Source organism: Methylobacter sp., from assembly GCF_030680395.1.
Classification (GTDB): domain Bacteria; phylum Pseudomonadota; class Gammaproteobacteria; order Methylococcales; family Methylomonadaceae; genus Methylobacter_A.
On sequence record NZ_JAUXVR010000001.1, the window covers coordinates 26,179 to 45,966 of the forward strand.

The window sequence follows — 19,788 nt, forward strand, 5'->3', positions numbered from 1 at the left end:
CTGCATAGGGGGACATTTTCACAGCAAACAGTTTCAATGCTCAGCGCGGCGCCGCTACGCCAAGGAGCCCAATATCTTCAGCAACAACTCCTTGATTGGAATTTCGATGGCGAATAGCACCAGCATCGGAACTGTGGCTGGCAAGATCACAGCGAGGATCGCTGACTTGCCGATGGGCGCCGCTCGCGCATGTTCTTCACGGCCTCGTAAAGACCGACAGTATCGGCTACCGGGCCAATTTCCTGGGTCTCCAACAGGGACGAGCCATCCAGTGATTCCCCCAAAATCCAGCGCCGGTGGACAAGACGTCCGTGTTCGTCATGTCGTGGTTCCTCTTACGTTTAAGCTGCTAAACAATTACCTGATTAGCAAGATGCTTCAGCTAGCGCCAAAAAGCTCGTCATTTTGGCAAGGATGCCGGAATCCAGTCACATGGATGTGAGACTATGGCTTGGCATCAAGCCTAAATCAGGCCACAGCGGTATCGGAAAGTTACCATCCCTGCCAGTATGACGGCGCTAGCTGAAGCGTCTTGCTAATCAAGAACAATTATTAACAAATTTGCGAAATCTTAGCAATTGGACCAAAGGTCAATAGCTAATACCGTAGGATGCAGGGCAATCGAGCTTAAATTGGATTGACTTTTATAATCATGGGGCAATCAATCGGTTAGGAATGTGACTCTTTCAAATTTCGTGATTTAATGTAAAAAAGTACGAAACAGCCATTTGTATCATATTGATTTCAAATGGTTAAAATTTAAGCGCGATGACCCTGCCGCCCATAAAAGAGTGAATTTTAAGGCTTTTTTGAGATGCTTTACCCTGTTTTAGAGAGTATATTTCGTAATGAGACACTGGCGTACATCAAGGAGATTACCCATGCAACTAAAACATCTAGCCCCCCTCTTGTTATTCGCTTTATTTGTTACTGGAGCCGCAAAAGCCAATGTTACCGATGAAGATTTCGTAGCCCAAAAGACACAAAACTTTCTCAATCTCTGTACTGCTTCGCCGCAGGACCCCCATTATCGGGAAGCAATCCATTTTTGCCATGGTTATTTGGTCGGCGCCTATCATTATCATCAAGCCCAGACGGCAGATCAACAGGGAGCGAAGCTGTTTTGTCCTCCAGAGCCTAAGCCCTCGCGCAACGAGACTATCGCCATGTTTATTTCATGGGCGCAGACACACCCTCAATATATGAACGAAGCACCGGTCGAAACGGAATTCAGGTTTTTAACCGCAAAATGGCCATGTAAAAAATAAATGAAAGGGGATACAACGTGAAAAGATTCTCGATTTTAGTCATAGCGATATTAGTCGTTACCCATTTAGCCGGTTGCGCCGGCATGTCGGATACTCAGCAACGCACTGTAACCGGCGGTTTGGGCGGAGCTGCAGGAGGAGCGATAATTGGCGCGATCGCAGGCAATGCCGGCATGGGTGGGAGCCGCAATCGGTGCAGCCGCCGGCACCGCAGGCGGGTATTTGTATGGCAAACACAAAGAAGCCGAACAGCGGGCCTACCAACAAGGGCAAAGAGATGCCTATCGATAGCCGTGATAAACCTGAAAAATAAAAAATACGATGCCGGAACCGGCAGACAATCCGGCGGCTGCGTCGCCAAAACATGTATCAGTAAATAGGTGCTGCTTAAGCCCGCACCATTGCTTACGTTCCCATATTAAGCAAGCCCCTGTTTTTCTCGATAGTTGTCTTATATGCCTACGCTAACCCGGCGGTCAAAAGCCGGCAATTACGCTTTCCTTATGTCCGGTTTACTATTGCTTTTCTTGCTGATGCCTTTGCTAAGCACCTTTCCCGCCTTGGCAAAGAATGCTTTTTTGATACGGGTTGCCGTGCAGGCTGGATACAGCGGTTTGATGTTGATTGGAGTCTGGGGCCTGCCTCGAGAAAACACGTTTTTCAAATTCGGATTAGCGCTTGCTTTGTTGAGCGTTGCGTTCTCCGCCATCGATGTTTTTTATAACAGCATCGTCATCGAATTGTGCATAAAAGCGGTAGTCCTTTTGTTTTCCGTCACCAGCGCTGTCATTGCGGCCAAGCATGTGTTCGGAGGAACCAGGGTCGATCGCAATTTGCTGTTCGGCGCCATGTGCGTTTATCTGCTGATGGGTCTTATTTGGGCGATCCTGTACGGATTAATCTTTCAATTTTTGCCGGGCTCGTTCAACGGTATCGAAGTGCTTGACGGCAAGGCGCCGATGGATACCCTGCTCTATTACAGCTTTGTAACCCTGGCCAGTTTGGGGTACGGAGACATTACCCCGGTTGCGCCGCTGGCGCGGACGCTCGCCTATTTCGAAGCGATTGGCGGCCAGCTCTACATTGCAATTATGCTGGCTGGATTGGTAGGGCTTTTTTTGAACGAACGCAGATAACGGCTTAAGGCTACTGCCCAATGCCGTTAAGCCGTTCATGGTTCGCCAGGCTTAACTAAACAGTGTTGAACCAATGTCTGACCTCATCAGGCTGAGTTCAAGGTTTATGAATACCTTTGATGATACGCAGGGCTGCATCGACGTTATCGGCACGAAGAATCAAATCCAGATCACCCCCGCCCTCTCCCTGAGGGAGAGGGGGCTTACCGCGTCATACCGACGTAGCGTAATTGCCTGGGAGATGATCCCCTTCTTTAATGCGATACGATGGATATTGAGTCTAAAAATCAGTTGAAGCGGACTCCACGCCCCCATTTGGCGAACGGGCTTTGGAATGCTCAACTGTTTTTTCGGGTTCAATTAAGACCGAAAGCGTTTCCCGCGCAATCTGCAACTCCTCGTTGGTGCGCACGGCCAGAACGCGAACGGAATGGCCGCCACGCCCTATATCGCTGATTTCTTCAACTGTCCTGTCATTGGCTGCCGGATCGATGGCGATGCCGAGCTTTTCCAAGCCCTGACAGACCCGGCTTCGAATCAAAGGCGCGTTTTCGCCGACTCCGCCGGTGAAAACCAGTGCGTCCAGACCGTCCAGCGCAACAAAATAAGCGCCGATATATTTTCGTATGCGATAGCAGTAAACATCCAATGCCAGCCGGGCGCGTTCGTCGCCGGATTGTTCCTCTGCCAGCACTTCGCGCAAGTCGTTGCTGCCGCAAAAGCCTTTCAATCCCGAATCCCGGTTAAGGGCTTCCTGAAGCTCGTCGGCACTCTGGCCCAGCACCTTTTCCAGATGCAGCGGTATTGCTGCGTCCAAATCGCCGCACCGGGTTCCCATGACCAAACCTTCCAAAGGGGTGAAGCCCATCGAGGTATCGATACTGCGTCCGTGCTGTATGGCTGCGGCGCTGGCGCCATTGCCGAGATGCAGGGTAATTAAGCCAAGTTCCTCAAGCGGACGCTGCAAATAGTCGGCCGCCCGGTTTGCGACATAGCGATGAGAACTGCCGTGAAATCCATAGCGGCGTATGCCATGACGGCTATACCAGGCTTCCGGGACGGCATAGCGAAAAGCGCGGGGCGGCATGCTCTGATGAAAAGCGGTATCGAACACCGCTACTTGCGGTACGGACGGAAAAATTTCCCGGCAGGCTTCGATGCCGGTCAGGTTGGCCGGATTATGCAGCGGCGCCAACGGAATCAAATTTCGAATCGTATCGATGACCGCCTGATTGATCGCCACCGATACCGAAAAAGCCTCACCGCCATGGACTACGCGATGACCAATCGCGTCCGGCCCCTGCCCGGCTTCAAATCCGACCGTGCCGCGTAAAACATCGGCAATATGGGCGAAGGCCGCGCGATGGTCGGGGGCTTCGATTTCATTCTGGTTCTCCACCAGTTCGCCTTGGGCATTTTCTGTGCGATGCCGGATCAGGCTCCCGCTTTCACCGATACGCTCCAACAACCCACCGGCAAGCAGATGCCCCGGCTCCATTGCAAACAGTCCGTATTTGATCGAAGAACTGCCGCAATTGATGACCAGTACCTTAGGAGCGCCGCCTTTAATCACCCACGCGCCTCGAAAACGGCGACCGTGCGTCCGGATATTCGGTAAGACGAATTTTCGTGAGCCTTCTGCCGATTGCGAGGCATGATGTCATCCGGCTCTGTGCGCGAGGTATCCAGCGCCAAGTGCCATAAACGTCCCGGAATCTCGGGCAAGAGTGCCTCCACTGTCCGCTCGGACATATTTAAAATGACATACAAATCTTCCTCATCTTCGGCTTGCCCGGCCAAGGTGTAAGCCAAATATTGAGCGCTAAAATCGAACCATAACGGCTCGTCAAGCCGATAGCCATGCCAAGTAATATCGGGAAGGCCGCGCCCGCCTACCTGCTCGCCGCTCAGAAATTCGCGCCGGTTCAGATTCGGGTGCCGACGTCTTAAGGCAATCAGCTCCCTGACGAAACGCAGCATATCGCGATTTTTTTCGACCAAGCTCCAGTCAAACCACGAAAGTTCGTTATCCTGGCAATAGGCATTGTTATTGCCTCTTTGCGTGTGCAGTACCTCATCGCCGGAGAGCAGCATCGGAACCCCTTGGCTTAATAGCAGGATGCTCATCAGGTTTTTGGCTTGCCGCCGCCTGAGGGTTAAAACTTCCTCATTATCAGTCTCGCCTTCAGCGCCGCAGTTCCAGGATAAATTGTTATCGCAGCCGTCGCGATTGTCCTCTCCATTGGCTTCGTTGTGTTTACCGTTGTAGCTGACCAAATCGTGAAGCGTGAAGCCGTCATGACAACTGATGAAATTGATGCTGTGCAGTGGCAACCGGCCCTCGTCCGCATAAAGGTCGCTGCTGCCGGCAATGCATGATGCCGCTTGGCCGATCAGCCCCGGGTCGCCGCGGACAAAACGCCGAATCACATCACGATAGCGGCCGTTCCATTCCGCCCAGCGCAGGCCCGGAAACGATCCCACATCATAAAGGCCGGAAGCATCCCATGCTTCCGCGATCATTGGCACCTCGTTTAGCGCATGCGAAAATTCGATCCGCCAAGGCAGCGGCGGATTGGCTAGCGGCGTGCCGTCTTCGCCGCGCGTAAAGACGCTGGCGAGATCGAAGCGGAAACCGTCGACATGCATCTCTTCGACCCAATACTCTAGGCAATGCACAATGAACTGCGTAACCAGAGGATGATTGCAATTCACAGTGTTGCCGCAGCCGGTGTAATCGCGATAATAGTTCCGGTTATGCGGATCGAGATGATAAAAAATTTCGTTAATGAAGCCCTTGAAGTTTATCGTGGGCCCATCGTAACCGCCTTCCGCCGTATGGTTGAAAACCACATCTAAAATAACGCCGATGCCGGCATCATGCAGGGCTTTAACCAGATCCTTAAATTCATGCGCATTCGATCCGAGCTCGGGGTTTATGCAATAGCCGGGGTGCGGACTGAAAAAGCTATGCGTGTTGTAGCCCCAATAATTCTTCAATCCCTTTGCCATCACGATGTCCGGCACGCATTGTTCGTCGAAAGCCATAACCGGCAACAACTCAACATGCGTAATACCAAGTTCCTGCAAATAAGGAACTTTATCAATCAATCCTGCAAACGTGCCGGGATGTCCGACGCCTGCGGAAGGATGGCGCGTAAATCCTCCGACATGCAATTCATAGATCACCGCGCCTTCCAGCCCCCGTTTACAGGCGCGTTCGTTCGCCCAGAAATAATCCGATTTCGCGACCACGGCCCGATACGATGAGCGGCTTTCGTCATCCGGATCGGACGCGCGGTGCCGATTCCAAAAAACATCGGTAACCGCCTTGGCCCAAGGGTCGATAAGTTCCTTTTTGGCATTGAAGCGTCTCCCCGTCGAAGCCGTATCGCCAGGCCCAAACATGCGCCAGGTATAATGGGTTCCGAGCGGAAGCGCTTCGACGAACACATGCCAGAAAAAAAACGACCTGTTCGTTTTGGGATTGAGGCTGATGATCTGAAATGGCTCTGGGCTTCCGGCAGCTTCATAGAGCAAAAGCTCGGCTCCCGTGGCATGACGGCTGAAAATTGAAAAATTGACACCGGCATCGCTGACTGTGGCGCCGGTAGGTAAATACGAACCATCGCTTGATTGGTAGGTAAGAGTCATTGCGTCACTCCCTAAAATTTTGGCTTGGACATCAAGTGCCGGCGCGGTTGCGCAAATGCTCGGGCATGTAGCTTCGGTCGCCTAAAACTTCCAGCATCGGCCCATAAGCAACAAACTTGATAATCGAAACGGAAGCAGCGGGTGCGTTGATCCGATCCCGGTAACGGCCGACATCGATTCCCAACAGGCTACAAAGAATGATGCGGATGGTCGCCTTATGCGATACCACCAGCACATTGCCGGTCTTGTACCTGAACTCGATTTCCGTAATAACGGGAAGGGCGCGGGCGGCAATCTGAATAGCGGTTTCTCCGCCGGTCGGCGGGTTCCAGGCCGGATCAGTCTGCCAACGGAGATAGTCTTCCTGGTAAAGTTGCCTGACAGCGTCCTGCTCCTGATCTTCCCACGCGCCATAACTGATTTCACGGAGCCCATCCCTGATCTGCATGGGCAGGCCCAAGGCGTCGCATAAAGGCCGCGCTGTTGCGATAGCCCTTTTCATCGGACTGACATAAACATCAGTCCAGGGGATCGAACGATAGGCTTCTGAAAAAGAGTGTGCCATCCGGTTTCCTTCCGTGGTTAGGTCGATATCCAGATCTCCACAAAAGGCGCCCCGCCGGCTATATTCTGTCTCGCCATGCCGTAACAAATAGATTTTTAAGCTCATAGGTCATCTCGCCGAATAATAGGAGTCGCGGGTACCTGCCAAATCTCATCGCAATATTCACGAATCGCGCGATCCGAGGAAAACTTGCCTGCTCTGGCGGTATTCAGAATCGACATCCTGGTCCATTTTTCCGGATCCGCCCAGACCCTGGCGACTTTGTCCTGACAGTCGATATATTCGGCGTAATCGGCGAACACAAGAAAGGGGTCATGCTGGCACAGATTGTCCACCAAAGGACGGAATACCTCGGCGTCGCCATTGGAAAAATGCCCCGATGCGATCAGCGAAATCGCGTCGGCCAGTTGCGGATTGCCTTCGACGTAAGCGTAAGGGCGATAGCCTTGCTGCTGAAGTTTGACGGTTTCTTCAGTGCTCAGTCCGAACAGGAAGAAATTATCCGCGCCCACTTCTTCTCGTATTTCAACATTGGCGCCATCCAATGTGCCGATGGTCAAGGCACCATTCAAGGTGAATTTCATGTTGCCGGTGCCTGACGCTTCCTTGCCTGCCATTGATATCTGCTCGGACAGATCGGCTGCCGGGTATATCAGTTGGCCATTCTGTACATTAAAATTGGGTACAAACGCGACGCGCAGATATTTATTCACGTCCGGATCGTTATTGACCACCTCACCCACCGCATTGATCAGTTTAATGATACGTTTGGCGATAAAATAACCGGGGGCCGCCTTGCCGCCGAAAATGAATGCCCGCGGCGCGATAGCCAGCTTCGGATCACGCTTCAGTCGGTTATACAGCGTGATAACGTGAAGAATGTTCAAATGCTGGCGTTTGTATTCATGAATACGCTTGACCTGAACATCAAACAACCAGCTTGGGTCGAGCTCGATACCGGTCTGTTTGCGGATATAGTCGGCGAGTTGCTGTTTATTGGACTGCTTGACGGCGCGCCATTGTTTGCGAAACGCTGCGTCCTCTGCGAGAGGTTCGAGATTTCTGAGTTGCTCGGTATGGGTAACCCATCCGTCACCGATTGTGCGGGTGATCAATTCGGCCAGTTTCGGGTTGGCCAAAGCCATAAAACGCCTGGGCGTCACGCCGTTGGTTTTATTATTGAAGCGATCCGGCCATAATTCATAAAAATCCTTGAGCACATTTTGTTTCAAGAGTTCGCTATGCAATGCCGCCACACCGTTGATAGAGTGACTGCCAACACAGGCAAGATGGGCCATGCGAATACGTTTTTCACCATTTTCATCAATCAACGACAGCCGTTTAATCCGCTCTTCATCCTGGGGATAGCTCTCGCGTACCACGGCAAGAAACCGGGCATTGATTTCATAAATAATCTCCAGATGCCTCGGCAACATTTCTCTGAACAAAGGCAGCGGCCAAGTTTCAAGCGCCTCGGGCAGCAAGGTGTGATTGGTATAGCCGAAAGTGCGCCCGGTAATGTCCCAGGCTTCGTCCCAAGACAGCCGTCGTTCGTCGACCAATAGCCGCATGAGTTCGGCCACTCCGATAGACGGATGGGTATCGTTAAGCTGTACCGCAAACTTATCAGGAAAACGCTGCGGTGGTTGTCCCCAAATATCGAGAAGGCGCAGCATGTCCTGCAACGAACAAGAAACGAAAAAGTATTGTTGCGCCAGGCGCAGCCTCTTGCCGATCTCGGGCTCATCATTGGGATAAAGCATCTTGGTCAGCGTTTCGGAGATCACTTTCTCGTTCACTGCCGCATAGTAGTCACCGGCGTTGAAAGCCTGAAAGTCGAAACTTTCACAGGCCTCGGCGCTCCATAGCCGCAAAGTGTTGCAGGTGTTGACCCGATAGCCCTGGACGGGGGTATCATAAGCCATGCCGTTAACCGCCCGATCAGGTATCCATCGAGTCCGCTGATAACCTTCGTCATCCTGGTAACGTTCGGTACAACCACCGAAATTAACAGTGTAAATGACATCGGGTTTGGCTATTTCCCATGGGTTGCCCTTGCGTAACCATTTATCGGTTATCTCGCATTGCCATCCGTCACGGATTTCCTGATCGAAAATGCCGAATTCATAGCGAATACCGTATCCGACCGCAAGCCGCTCGAGGGTTGCCAGGGAATCCAGGTAACAGGCGGCCAAGCGGCCCAAGCCGCCGTTGCCGAGACCGGGCTCTTCCTCTTCGGCCAGCACTTCGTCCAGCTCGAAGCTCATTTCGGCAAGCGCTTGCCTGACCTCATTTTCAATACCTAAATTAAGTAAATTATTGCCTAGATGAGGGCCCATCAGAAACTCTGCGGACAGATAGCATGCCACTTTCATATCTTTCTCAAGGCTCTCTACCGTTTGAATCCAGTGCTGTTGCAATCTGTCGCGCACACTCAGCGACAAAGCCTTGTAATAATCATGCCTAGTAGCCACAAAGTGAGGCGTTCCTAAGCTGTGTACAAGATGATCGTAAATTGCATTTTTTATTTCTTGAGCACTCGTCAGCCTGTTTTCATATCCAAGCAAAGTAACAACCGCGTTTTCAGCTTCGGCGGTCTTATTCTTTTTTGTCATGGCGATATCCTCGCTGCACGATTATTAGGACCATTTCCAGGACGCAAACTCGGGTTTGTCTATGCCATGTTCATAAGCATAGTGACTGCAACCGATCTGCATGCCGCGTAATTTTTCTTTGACATGGGCGCCGGCCACGTTAAGCCCCGGAACCCGATTGATCACATCGATGGCCAGGCTGAAACGGTCGACCTCGTTGCGAATAGCCAATTCGAGCGGCGTATTGATATTGCCTTTTTCCTTGTAGCCGCGCACATGCATGTTGTTATGATTGGTGCGGCGGTAGGCGAGACGGTGAATCAGCCAGGGATAGCCGTGAAAGTTGAATATCACCGGTTTATCGATGGTGAACAGGCTGTCGAAATCCCGGTCGGAAAGCCCGTGCGGATGTTCTCTCTCAGGCGTCAGACGGTAAAGATCCATCACGTTGATAAAGCGGATTTTCAATTGAGGAAAATACTCCCGCAGTAGACTGACAGCTGCCAAGGCTTCTTGCGTCGAAATATCGCCGCAGCTCGCCATGACCACATCGGGTTCCGAGCCTTGGTCATTGCTCGCCCAGTCCCAGATGCCGATGCCTTTGGTGCAATGTTCGATGGCGGCGTCCATGTCCAGAAATTGATGGTGTTTCTGCTTGTCCGAAACGATCACGTTGAAATAGTCGGTACTCTTCAAACAATGGTCGGCCACCGACAACAGCGTATTGACATCCGGCGGCAGATAAATGCGCGTAACTTCAGGGCTTTTATTGACAACCACATCCAGAAAACCCGGGTCCTGATGGGTAAAACCGTTGTGATCCTGCCGCCATACCGTTGAGGTGATCAGCAAATTGAGCGATGAAACCGGCGCGCGCCAGGAAAGATCGTTGCTGATATCCAGCCATTTGGCGTGCTGATTGAACATCGAATCGATGACATGCACGAAAGCTTCGTAACTGGAGAAAAAACCGTGGCGTCCTGTGAGGAGGTAGCCTTCCAGCCATCCTTCCAGGGTATGTTCGGAAAGCATTTCCATGACCCGCCCATCCGGCGATAATTCGCCGCCGTCGGCATCTTCCGGCAAATAATCCGCCATCCACATTTTTTTGCTGGCCTGATAGATGGCGTCGAGCTTGTTGGAGGTGTTTTCATCCGGGCCGAACACGCGGAAATTAGTCGGATTGAGCTTGACGACATCGCGCAAAAAAACGCCCAAGGGTTTGGTGTTCTCGACTTCGGTTTGACCGGGGTTGTCTACCTTGACGCCGTAGTCGCGAAAATCCGGCAGACGCAATGCCTTGCGCAACAGGCCGCCATTGGCATGGGGATTGGCACTCATGCGCCGCACGCCTTTTGGCGCAAGCTCCTTCAGTTCGGAGATCAGGCGGCCGTTTGCATCGAACAGCTCTTCCGGTTTGTAGCTGCGCAGCCAGTCTTCCAGTTGTTTCAGATGCGCCGGATTTTCCTTGACTCCGGCCAGAGGCACCTGGTGGGCTCGCCAAAATCCTTCCACTTTATGCCCGTCCACTTCTTTCGGTCCTGTCCAGCCTTTCGGACTGCGCAGTATGATCATCGGCCATCTGGGCCGCTCCGGAACGCCGCCGGCGCGGGCCGTCTCCTGAATTTTACGTATTTCGGTGACGCAGTGTTCCATGACGGCAGCCATGCGTTGATGCATGACTTCGGGATCGCTGCCTTCAACGAAATAAGGCGTCCAGCCATAGCCTTTGAACAGATTTTCAAGCTCCTCATGGCTGATGCGCGACAATAAAGTCGGATTATTGATCTTGTAACCGTTCAGATTAAGGATGGGAAGAACCGCGCCGTCGCGGGCAGGATTCAGAAACTTGTTGGAATGCCAGGAAGTCGCCAAAGGTCCGGTTTCCGCTTCGCCATCGCCGACGACGACCGCCACCAGCAGGTCGGGATTATCGAATGCCGCGCCAAAGGCATGGGACACACTGTAACCCAGTTCCCCACCTTCGTGAATGGAGCCCGGCGTTTCCGGCGTACAGTGGCTGCCGATGCCGCCGGGAAAGGAAAATTCCTTAAAGAACTGATGCATACCTTCCAGGTCTTCGCTTTTGTTCGGATAAATTTCCGAGTATGTGCTCTCCAGATACACCGGACCCAGAACGCCCGGCGCGCCATGACCTGGACCGGCCATAAAAATCGCATTAAGATCGTAGTCGTTAATCAGACGGTTGAGATGGATATAGGTAAAACTTAATGCCGGACTGGCGCCCCAGTGACCAAGAAGACGGTTCTTGATCTGCTCGGGTTTGAGCGGTTCTCTGAGTAAAGGATTTTCCTGCAGATAAATCATACCGGCGGCCAGATAATTGCAGGCTCTCCAGTAGGCATGTATCTTGCGCAAGGATTCCTGGTCGAGTGGTTTGAGATTGTTCAAGGTCGTTTCAGTCATGGGATACTCCTGATTTTTGTTGAATTGTTTCTGTTCGATAAAGCTAATGGATGCTTAAATCCAGTAAGTCCTGGTTTAAACAACATTTAGCCAAGTGTGCTGACTCGTTAAAATCGTGTTTACTTAACGAGCAATCACGCCAGCATGGCTTTTTCAGCTCCATGTGCTCATCACAATTACCAATCCGGTAGGCGCCACCAGTTGTCTTTTTCTTTTGGGGGTAAATCAAGCTGTTGAGGTTCCAGTAGATCACCCCAATCCGTCCGCTCGTTCATTTGTTGTTGTACCGGTTTGTCGACGAAATCCTTTTCAGTTCGCGTTTCCCAGCCTCCGCCCATGGCTTTATAGAGCGCAATCAGATTGGTGGCGATGTCGCCGGATACAATCACCAGCGACTCTTGCGAGTTCACCAGATTGCGTTGGGAATCCAGTACGCGCTGGTAATCGACCAGCCCCTCCCGATATTGATACAGCGATAATTCGGTCGATCGTTTGGCCGCCTCATAGGTGTCTTGCAGCGCATTGCGTTGTTCCTGAGATTTTAGGAAGCTGATGGTGGCATCTTCCGCTTCCTTGGCGGCGTTTAGCACGGTGCTTCGATAATCGGCGATCAATTGCTGGAAGCGGGCATCCTCAACGCGCACCTGGTTGGTGATGCGTCCGTAATTGAAAATGTCCCAGCTCAGGCTGGGTCCGATAAAGTATTGGAAGCTCTTGGCGTTGAAAACATCACCCAGTTCACTACCGCCAGCCGAGGCAAAAGTCAGCGCGGCGTCGCTGGCGCGCAGGTTGATCGAACCGAGCAGCGAAAAATGCGGATATAAATCCGCTTTGGCCACGCCGATCAGCGCGCTCTGCGTTGCAAGCTGACGTTCGGCGAGGCGAATATCGGGACGGCGCCGCAACAAATCGGCTGGCACGCCGACTGCAATCTCGGCAGGCGCGGCAGGTATCGGGCGGGACTGCGCCACATAACTGTCTACCCGTCCCGGCGGTTGACCGAGCAACACGCCCAAGGCGTTTTTCGCCTGGCGCACACTGGCTTGCAATGGCGGGATGGTCGCTAAGGTGCTGCTCAGTAGGCTTTTTGCCTGCAGGTGATCCAGTTCGGGAATCAAACCACCGGAAAATAGCGCATCGGCGATCTCCAAGGTGCGTTGCTGGATTTTCACGTTGTCGCGGGCGACCTGAATGCGGGTTTCGGTGGTGCGAAGCACCACATAGGTGCGTACCACCTCGGCAGTCAGCGACACCAGGGCGTTGTCGTAACCGGCAACCGAAGCGTCCAGATTAGCCAGACTCGATTCCACGCCGCGGCGGAACTTGCCCCACAGGTCGAGTTCCCAACCGGCATCAAAGCCTATGCCGACAGTGCCGAAATTGCGGTCGATCAGAGGACTGGTGTTCGGCGCATTGGCACTGATTTGCTGATAACCTAAATCACCGTTCAGTTGTTGCAGTTGAGGATATTCGGAGCCCGTGGCGATACCCAGTTGCGCCCGTGCTTCCAGGATGCGGACCCCCGCCAGTTGCAATGTTAAATTCTGCCGCCGAGACGCTTCAACCAGCCGATCCAAGTCCGGATCCTTGAACACTTTCCACCAGTCAGCCAGTTTCGCTTCGCGCTGGCTGACCCGAGAATCGGACTGGTTGATCCACTGGGTTTCCACGGCGGCTTCGGGTTTGGCATAATCCGGCCCTACCGTGCAACCGGCGTTCACCAGCAGCATCGCAGCCATACCAGTCAAGCCGTGGAGAATACGGGTAACGCTGGAATTTGACTGCTTGCCGTCACTCTTCTTGCCTTGCATAGTCATTCCCCCTTCCCTAAGTTCGGATTGCGCTGCCCGGTTTGCGCTTGGTCTTCTACTTCCACTTTGTAAAAAATGGCATACAGCACCGGAACGACGATCAAGACCAGTAGCGTCGCAAAGCCAAGGCCGAATACGATCGTCACCGCCATCGCGATGAAAAAGGCGTCGGTAAACAAAGGGATCATGCCCAGCATGGTCGTACCGGAAGACATGGTCACGGGAATCAGACGGCTGACACCGGAGCGCATCACTGCCTGATACGGCCTCGCCCCCTGGCCGATCTGAACGTTAATTTCATCGATCAGTACAATCGACGCCTTGATGACCATACCAGAAAGGCTCATTAGCCCCAGCAGCGCCATGAAGCCGAATGGCTGATGAAAAACCAGCAAACCAAGGGTAACACCGATGAGGGCCAACGGTACCGTCAGCCATATGATCAGGGTCTGTTTGAGGGAGTTAAACAGAATCAACACCGTCAATACCATCAGGCCGAAAAACACCGGGATCGAACTCGTCAGGCGCGAATTGGCGCGCGCGGAATCTTCGGCTTCGCCGCCCCAGGCCATGTAATAGCCCGGCTTATCCTTGATCGGCCATAGATTGTTATCGCCGACTTTGAGGGTGGACGCATCGAATTCCTCAACCGGTTCATCGGAGGATTTGCCAAGCACCGCGTTGATATCCACGCCCAGGGCTTGTTCGATTTCCGCCTTGACTTTGACGAAGACTTCGCTTGGCAATCCTTCGCGGGGGTCGGCATGGATGCGCAGCATTTTCCGCCGGTCCCAGCGCCATACATGCGCGTCTTCGAATTCGAGAGGAAAAGAAGACACCACTTGCCCCATCGGAATCATCGCTTGCGCAGCCGGACTCCAGATCTGCACAGCTCCCAGGCTGTCCAGATCGGCGCTCTCGGCTGCCGGAGATCGAGCCACCAGCGGGATCAATTCGTCCCGCTCGCGGTAAATCCCGACTATCTGGCCTTCAAACGCCATCGCCAGCGCTTCGGCCACCTCAGGGCGGTCGATGCCGGCGCGGCGCGCCTGGGATTCCGCCAATTGCGGCCTGAGCATCTTGGTTTTGTCGCGCCATTCGTTGCGCACCGCCTTGGCGGTCGGCTCCGCTAAAAGGATAGACTCGGCTTTCTCGCCCAATTGCCGTAATTCCTCGGCGTCCGCTCCATAGATGCGCAGCTGGATCTTGCCGCCGGTCGACGGGCCCAGGACGAACAGCCGCACGCTCACGACCGCATCGGGATAGAGCGCTTCGAGTTCCTGCTGAACACGCGGGGCCATCGTGGCAATGCGGGTGTAATCGTCGACATCGACCAGGATCTGTCCGAAACTGCGGTAACTGTGTTCCGGCGTATACGTCAGCAGGAAGCGCACCTGGCCGCCGCCCAGCTGGCTGGTCAAATGGGTCACGCCTTCGTGCTTCTTGATCAGCTTCTCGGCCTCTTTGATGCGCTGGTCGGTTTCCTTGATGTCCATGCCTTCCGGGAACCAAAGATCGACGTAGAATTGCGGACGAGTGGAGTCGGGGAAAAAGCTATTCTTGACAAAACCAAATCCAAAAAGAGCTGAGATAAACAGCGCCACGACAATGCCCACCACAACCCAGCGGAAACGCAGGCAGAAAATCAGGAAACGCTGGTAACTTCCGTAAAACCCTACCGAATAAGGGTCCACGTCGCCGCTCGTGGCAACGGCACCGGTTTTGAGAAAGGTCTTGCATAACAAAGGTGTGCAGGTGACCGAGGTCAGCCAGCTAAACGAGAGCGAAATCAGGATCACCGAGAACAAGGTGCGGCAATACTCGCCGGTGGAATCCTCGGAAGTGCCGATCGCGGCAAAAGCAATAATCGCTACCGCGGTGCCGCCCAGCATCGGCAACGCGTTCTGGCCGACGATGTCGCGCGCCGCATCGTCGCCGTTTTGTCCTTGCGCCATACGCATGCGCATGCCGTCGGTGACCACGATGGCACAATCCACCAACATGCCCAAGGCAATGATCAACGCCCCCAAGGAGATGCGCTCCAAGGTGATATTAAGCATATTCATTACGATGAAGGTACCCATGATAGTTACCATCAGCACCACGCCGAGAATCAGGCCGCTACGCAAACCCATGAACACCAGCAGCACGCCGACCACGATGGCCACGGCTTCCGCCAGGTTCACGATGAAGCCGGTTAGCGCCGTGGTCACCGATTGCGCCTGATGGGAAATGATGTGGGTTTCGATGCCCACCGGGCGCATCGATTCGAGCTCCTTTAAGCGCTGATCCAATGACTCGGCCATTAGGATGGCGTTACCGCCTAATACGGTCGAAATTCCCAAGCCGATGGCGGGCTGTCCGTCGAAGCGCAGCAGCGTCGTTGGCGGTTCTCGATAGCCGCGCCTGATGTCAGCCACATCGCGCAAGTACACTAGGCTTTGGGATTTCTGCCCACGGGAGGTAATCAGAAGATCGCCGAAATCCTGTTCCGATTTGTACTCGCCGGTCGGGTTAATTGGTATGAATTCCTGCCCCAAACTGAAATTACCTGCGCTCGCAACAATGTTTTTTGCTTGCAAGGCTGTGTAGATGTCTGTCGGAGAGATGCCGAGCTGCGCCATTTTTTCGCGGCGCATTTCCACGTAAATCGCCTCCTTTTGTTCCCCGTAAAGGACGATGCGCTTGACATCGGTCGCTTTCAGCAATTCTTTTTGCAGGTATTTGGCGTATTCGTACATTTCCTTGTAGCTGTAGCCTTCACCAGTAATCGCGAGATAAATGCCGTAAACATCGCCGAAATCATCGTTGACCAGCGAAGGGCCCGCTTTGGGCGGCAATTTGCCCTGGGCGTCGTTGACCTTGCGGCGCAGCTCGTCCCATACCTGCGGCAACGAAAACTTGTCGTACTCATCTTTCATTTCGACTTTTACGTTGGAGAGACCGCGGTATGAATGCGACTCGACTTTATCCAACTGCCCCATTTCCTGCGCGGCCTTCTCGATCACGTTGGTGACCTCTTCTTCCACTTCCACGGCAGACGCGCCGGGATAAGGGGTCAAAATCACAGCCTCCTTGATCGTGAACTCTGGGTCTTCCAAACGACTCAAGGCCTGGTAAGACTGCCAGCCGACCACCAACATCAGCACGATCATCACCCAAGTGATGACGCTTTTACGTATGCTCCACTCCGCTAAATTCATTTGCTTGGGTCCCCCTTGGTCTAATTGATAATTAGAATCGTGCAGGATTTGTCATTTTTGGACAGGATTAACGGTTTTATTCAAGCGCCCGAACCCTTTGGCCTTCACGGAGCTTGCTGACCCCGCTGACCGCTATGGTTTCATCCGGATTCAATCCACTGACAATTCGAATACTGTCGCTTCCGGATAAATCGCCTGTTGTCACGGCACGTCTTTGCACTTTCTGGGTTTGCGGATCGATCACCCAGACTTGCGGTTTACCGGCGCTGTCGGCAATTACGGCGATTGCCGGTATCAAGATTTCCGCTCCCCCCTCGGTTTCTTCGGTAAATTCAATGGAAACGTCAACCGTCATTCCAGGAAGTACTCGGATACCGGTCGGCGCAGGCATCACCAGCACCACGCGATACGTTTGTGTAACCGAATCGGCTTGGGTCGCGAACTCCTTAACCTGTAACTCGTATCGCCGATTTGAGTCCGCGGCCAATTCGGCATAAAAGCGGGGTTCTGTTTTACGGATCGGCGCAATCATCAGCTCAGGAACGTCAATTAATACTTCCACGTCTTTCACATTCTGTAAGCTGAGTATTACCTCCTTGGCCTGCACTTCCTGATAGTTATCAACGTGCTTTCGGGCGATCACTCCATCGAAAGGGGCCTTTAAACGGGTGTATCCCAATTGGTCCCTGGCCGCAGTAACAGTGGCTTTCGCGGATTTCAGCTCGGCGCGGGCGACCTTTTCGGAGGCCAGTTTTAGCGCAACCATCGAATCGCTGACAGCTCCGGCATCGGTTTGCTTGACTTTTACATAACGATGGTATTCAGCGATGGCGTAAGTGAGCCCTGCTTCAGCTTTCGCCAGCCCCCCTTCAGCGTTGCGTAGATTGGTGTCATAGTCCCTGGGATCAATGCGTGCGACGAGCGTTCCTTTCTTGACTCTTTGACCTTCTTTAACCGGAAGTTCAACCAGTGGGCCTGGCACTTGAAACGCCAGATCGACGCGATCGGAAGCGCGTACCGTACCGGGCAATTTTCGGGTCTTTCCTGCCAGGGAACCGCCGACCTTCATCTGTTTTACTGGCCGTATCGTCTCGTCGGTTTTGGCGGGTTCTTCGCTTTGTCCGCACGCCGCGAGCAATGCCAAGCTGACCGTGCAAATTGCAAGTCCGGATTTTATCTGCGACCCTCGCTGAACTAGCGCATAAAAATTCATTTTGGCTCCTCATCCAAGAATTGTTTTTTGACTATCTCCAGCCTGAAACTCATGTCCTGTATTTAAGTGCTTACCTGATCAATTCCTCAGAAAAATCTCAGGGGCAGCGTCAGCTCACCTCTCTCGGGCTTCGGAGTCAGAGCAATTGCAGATGCCGGTTGCGCAGGCTGGGGCGTTGCTGTGACTGGCGGCGTCTGGGCTTCCTCTTTGTCCTTATCGCCGCATCCGGCAGCATGCATCGCGAAGATGAGTAACGCAGTACGGCCAAAAAACACACGAAGCGTTGCAAGATGGTGGGTGAGAGTATTAATTTGGTTCATCACGAAAGCTCCCTATGATCAACGCCCAAACAGCAAACTGTTAATGCTTTGCCGGAAAACGGATTGGTTAATCTCAAGATGATAGGTAATTACTGTATTCCTACCTGGGCAGGCCGCGCTATTGGACCTTAGTCCAAGATTCATGTTGCGCCTTATTTGCTTTGAAGATTCGACTGACTGCCCCTGCTTCATGCACTGGGCTCACAGGCTTTGGAATATAAAAGTCGCTGATTTTTCGAGTTAGTCCGGATAGGTATTCTTTCGTATGGCGTATTGAGTTCGAAAGATGTAGAAAGCGGTAAAGTACCGGTGATCGCGCCAGTCGGCTTTATGCAACCTTTCCGGACTGCGGAAAACATCACCGGCACCATCCATAACATCTACACATTGCCCGGCGCGTTGGTACGGGATGCACTGGCGTTGTCCAAACATATCAACGTGGCGCTGTATCGCTATGGACAGCTGGCCGCGCTGGAGCAATGGCCGCATTCAAGAAGTGATGCGTAATCACACTCAGCCTTTGGCGCAATATCCAGTCCCGTAGATACCGTCTCGCAGTCCCGCGCAGGCAGGAGAAAAATTATTAGTTTATTTTAACTCATCAACTAAATTATTTACCTTTTGATATTTTTTATTCATTACTATGCTTTTTAATTTTAAGAGCGTGTAAAACGGAGTGTAAATGCCATAATAATCGGCTATAAAGTCAGGAATACTACCGCCCGGATTGCTATTATTTTGAAGTGTAATAATGGTATTACCATCGTTATCCGGTTCTAATGTCCACGATCCATTAATCATTGGCACCCTGACTATATCTTGTTTTTCCGGGATAAAATCGGGAACGCCTGTAACCTTAAAAGTCACTGTTCTGGATTCAACGTCTTGAGCTCTAATGATGTGAACTATAGAATCTCTATCACTTAAAGGGTTTCCATCAGATAGCAAATAGTTATATTTTTCATATGGGCTTATTACTTTCAATGTTTGTTCATTTATGCACTTATACACCCATTGTTTACAGGCCTCCGCGTCTTCCAACAGAGAAACCATGCTATTTAGAGATGTTTTTAATTTAGTTATCCCTTTAAACTCTTTGAAATTACCTTCCGTAGTATTTCTCGTATAGATCTGAATGGATTCTTCGTCCAGCTCTAAGTTCCAGTCACTCGCTATTGCTGTTGATGTGAATTCGTAGATTAAAGTGAATAAGCTTAGCCATAAAAACATTTTATTCATTTCGTCATAAAATCCCAATGATAAAAGCTAAAAGATTGATAGTTTTAGCTTATGTGTTGAATTGCAAACACAAGACATAACAATTTTATTTAACTGTAGCGATGTCTATATCCGACCGGTAATACTCATACATTATCAGCTCAAGAATCATCTTGATTAGCAAGATGCTTCAGCTAGCACCAAAAATCTCGTCATTCTGGCAGGGATGCCGGAATCCAGTCACATGGATGTGAGACTATGGCTTGGCATCAAGCCTAAATCAGGCCACAGCGGTATCGGAAAGTTACCATCCCTGGCTCTGGATACTGGCATCCCTGCCAGTATGACGGTGCTAGCTGAAGCATCTTGCTAATCAAGA

At 52.2% G+C, this 19,788-nt stretch carries 14 protein-coding genes; 4 read left to right on the forward strand and 10 right to left on the reverse strand.

Annotation, left to right across the window (positions count from 1 at the left end; all coding sequences use genetic code 11):
- The first annotated feature begins 881 nt into the window (after nucleotides 1-881).
- The 3 genes from Q8L79_RS00150 to Q8L79_RS00160 all read left to right on the forward strand — a co-directional run bounded on the left by Q8L79_RS00150 (nucleotide 882) and on the right by Q8L79_RS00160 (nucleotide 2,404).
- On the forward strand, nucleotides 882-1,268 hold the full coding sequence (locus Q8L79_RS00150) for a Rap1a/Tai family immunity protein (RefSeq protein ID WP_305266959.1): 387 nt from the start codon (nucleotides 882-884) through the stop codon (nucleotides 1,266-1,268).
- Nucleotides 1,269-1,433: 165 nt separating this feature from the next.
- Nucleotides 1,434-1,559, forward strand: a complete 126-nt coding sequence (locus Q8L79_RS00155) for a glycine zipper domain-containing protein (RefSeq protein ID WP_305266982.1) — start codon at nucleotides 1,434-1,436, stop codon at nucleotides 1,557-1,559.
- 212 nt (nucleotides 1,560-1,771) lie between these two features.
- Complete coding sequence (locus Q8L79_RS00160) at nucleotides 1,772-2,404, forward strand: ion channel (protein ID WP_305266961.1); 633 nt, start codon at nucleotides 1,772-1,774, stop codon at nucleotides 2,402-2,404.
- A 280-nt stretch (nucleotides 2,405-2,684) separates the two neighbouring features.
- Here Q8L79_RS00160 and Q8L79_RS00165 read toward each other — a convergent pair whose 3' ends face one another.
- The 9 genes from Q8L79_RS00165 to Q8L79_RS00205 all read right to left on the reverse strand — a co-directional run bounded on the left by Q8L79_RS00165 (nucleotide 2,685) and on the right by Q8L79_RS00205 (nucleotide 18,191).
- Nucleotides 2,685-3,977 (reverse strand): acetate/propionate family kinase, encoded by a 1,293-nt coding sequence (locus tag Q8L79_RS00165; RefSeq protein ID WP_305266962.1) that lies wholly within the window; start codon nucleotides 3,975-3,977, stop codon nucleotides 2,685-2,687.
- On the reverse strand, nucleotides 3,974-6,058 hold the full coding sequence (glgX, locus tag Q8L79_RS00170; protein ID WP_305266964.1) for a glycogen debranching protein GlgX: 2,085 nt from the start codon (nucleotides 6,056-6,058) through the stop codon (nucleotides 3,974-3,976). The genes Q8L79_RS00165 and glgX overlap by 4 nt, the downstream gene beginning before the upstream one ends.
- Before the next feature lie 31 nt (nucleotides 6,059-6,089).
- On the reverse strand, nucleotides 6,090-6,728 hold the full coding sequence (locus Q8L79_RS00175; protein ID WP_305266966.1) for a histidine phosphatase family protein: 639 nt from the start codon (nucleotides 6,726-6,728) through the stop codon (nucleotides 6,090-6,092).
- The gene (locus tag Q8L79_RS00180; protein WP_305266968.1) at nucleotides 6,725-9,238 is read right to left on the reverse strand and encodes a glycogen/starch/alpha-glucan phosphorylase; all 2,514 of its coding nucleotides are present in this window, start codon (nucleotides 9,236-9,238) and stop codon (nucleotides 6,725-6,727) included. The genes Q8L79_RS00175 and Q8L79_RS00180 overlap by 4 nt, the downstream gene beginning before the upstream one ends.
- Before the next feature lie 24 nt (nucleotides 9,239-9,262).
- Nucleotides 9,263-11,644, reverse strand: coding sequence for a phosphoketolase (locus Q8L79_RS00185; RefSeq protein WP_305266969.1), 2,382 nt, complete (start codon nucleotides 11,642-11,644; stop codon nucleotides 9,263-9,265).
- A 176-nt stretch (nucleotides 11,645-11,820) separates the two neighbouring features.
- A complete protein-coding gene (locus tag Q8L79_RS00190; protein ID WP_305266970.1) occupies nucleotides 11,821-13,461 on the reverse strand; it encodes an efflux transporter outer membrane subunit in 1,641 nt (546 codons plus the stop codon).
- Nucleotides 13,458-16,658 (reverse strand): efflux RND transporter permease subunit, encoded by a 3,201-nt coding sequence (locus Q8L79_RS00195; RefSeq protein ID WP_305266971.1) that lies wholly within the window; start codon nucleotides 16,656-16,658, stop codon nucleotides 13,458-13,460. Before Q8L79_RS00195 ends, Q8L79_RS00190 begins: the two co-directional genes overlap by 4 nt.
- 76 nt (nucleotides 16,659-16,734) lie before the next feature.
- Entirely contained in the window at nucleotides 16,735-17,871 is a 1,137-nt protein-coding gene (locus Q8L79_RS00200) for an efflux RND transporter periplasmic adaptor subunit (RefSeq protein WP_305266972.1), read from the reverse strand.
- A gap of 86 nt (nucleotides 17,872-17,957) precedes the next feature.
- A complete protein-coding gene (locus tag Q8L79_RS00205; protein WP_305266973.1) occupies nucleotides 17,958-18,191 on the reverse strand; it encodes a hypothetical protein in 234 nt (77 codons plus the stop codon).
- Between the two features lie 273 nt (nucleotides 18,192-18,464).
- On the opposite strand from Q8L79_RS00205, the gene Q8L79_RS00210 reads away from it, so the two are divergent.
- A complete protein-coding gene (locus Q8L79_RS00210; protein ID WP_305266974.1) occupies nucleotides 18,465-18,698 on the forward strand; it encodes a hypothetical protein in 234 nt (77 codons plus the stop codon).
- 81 nt (nucleotides 18,699-18,779) lie between these two features.
- Here Q8L79_RS00210 and Q8L79_RS00215 read toward each other — a convergent pair whose 3' ends face one another.
- Complete coding sequence (locus Q8L79_RS00215) at nucleotides 18,780-19,430, reverse strand: START domain-containing protein (RefSeq protein WP_305266976.1); 651 nt, start codon at nucleotides 19,428-19,430, stop codon at nucleotides 18,780-18,782.
- Nucleotides 19,431-19,788 lie beyond the last annotated feature (358 nt).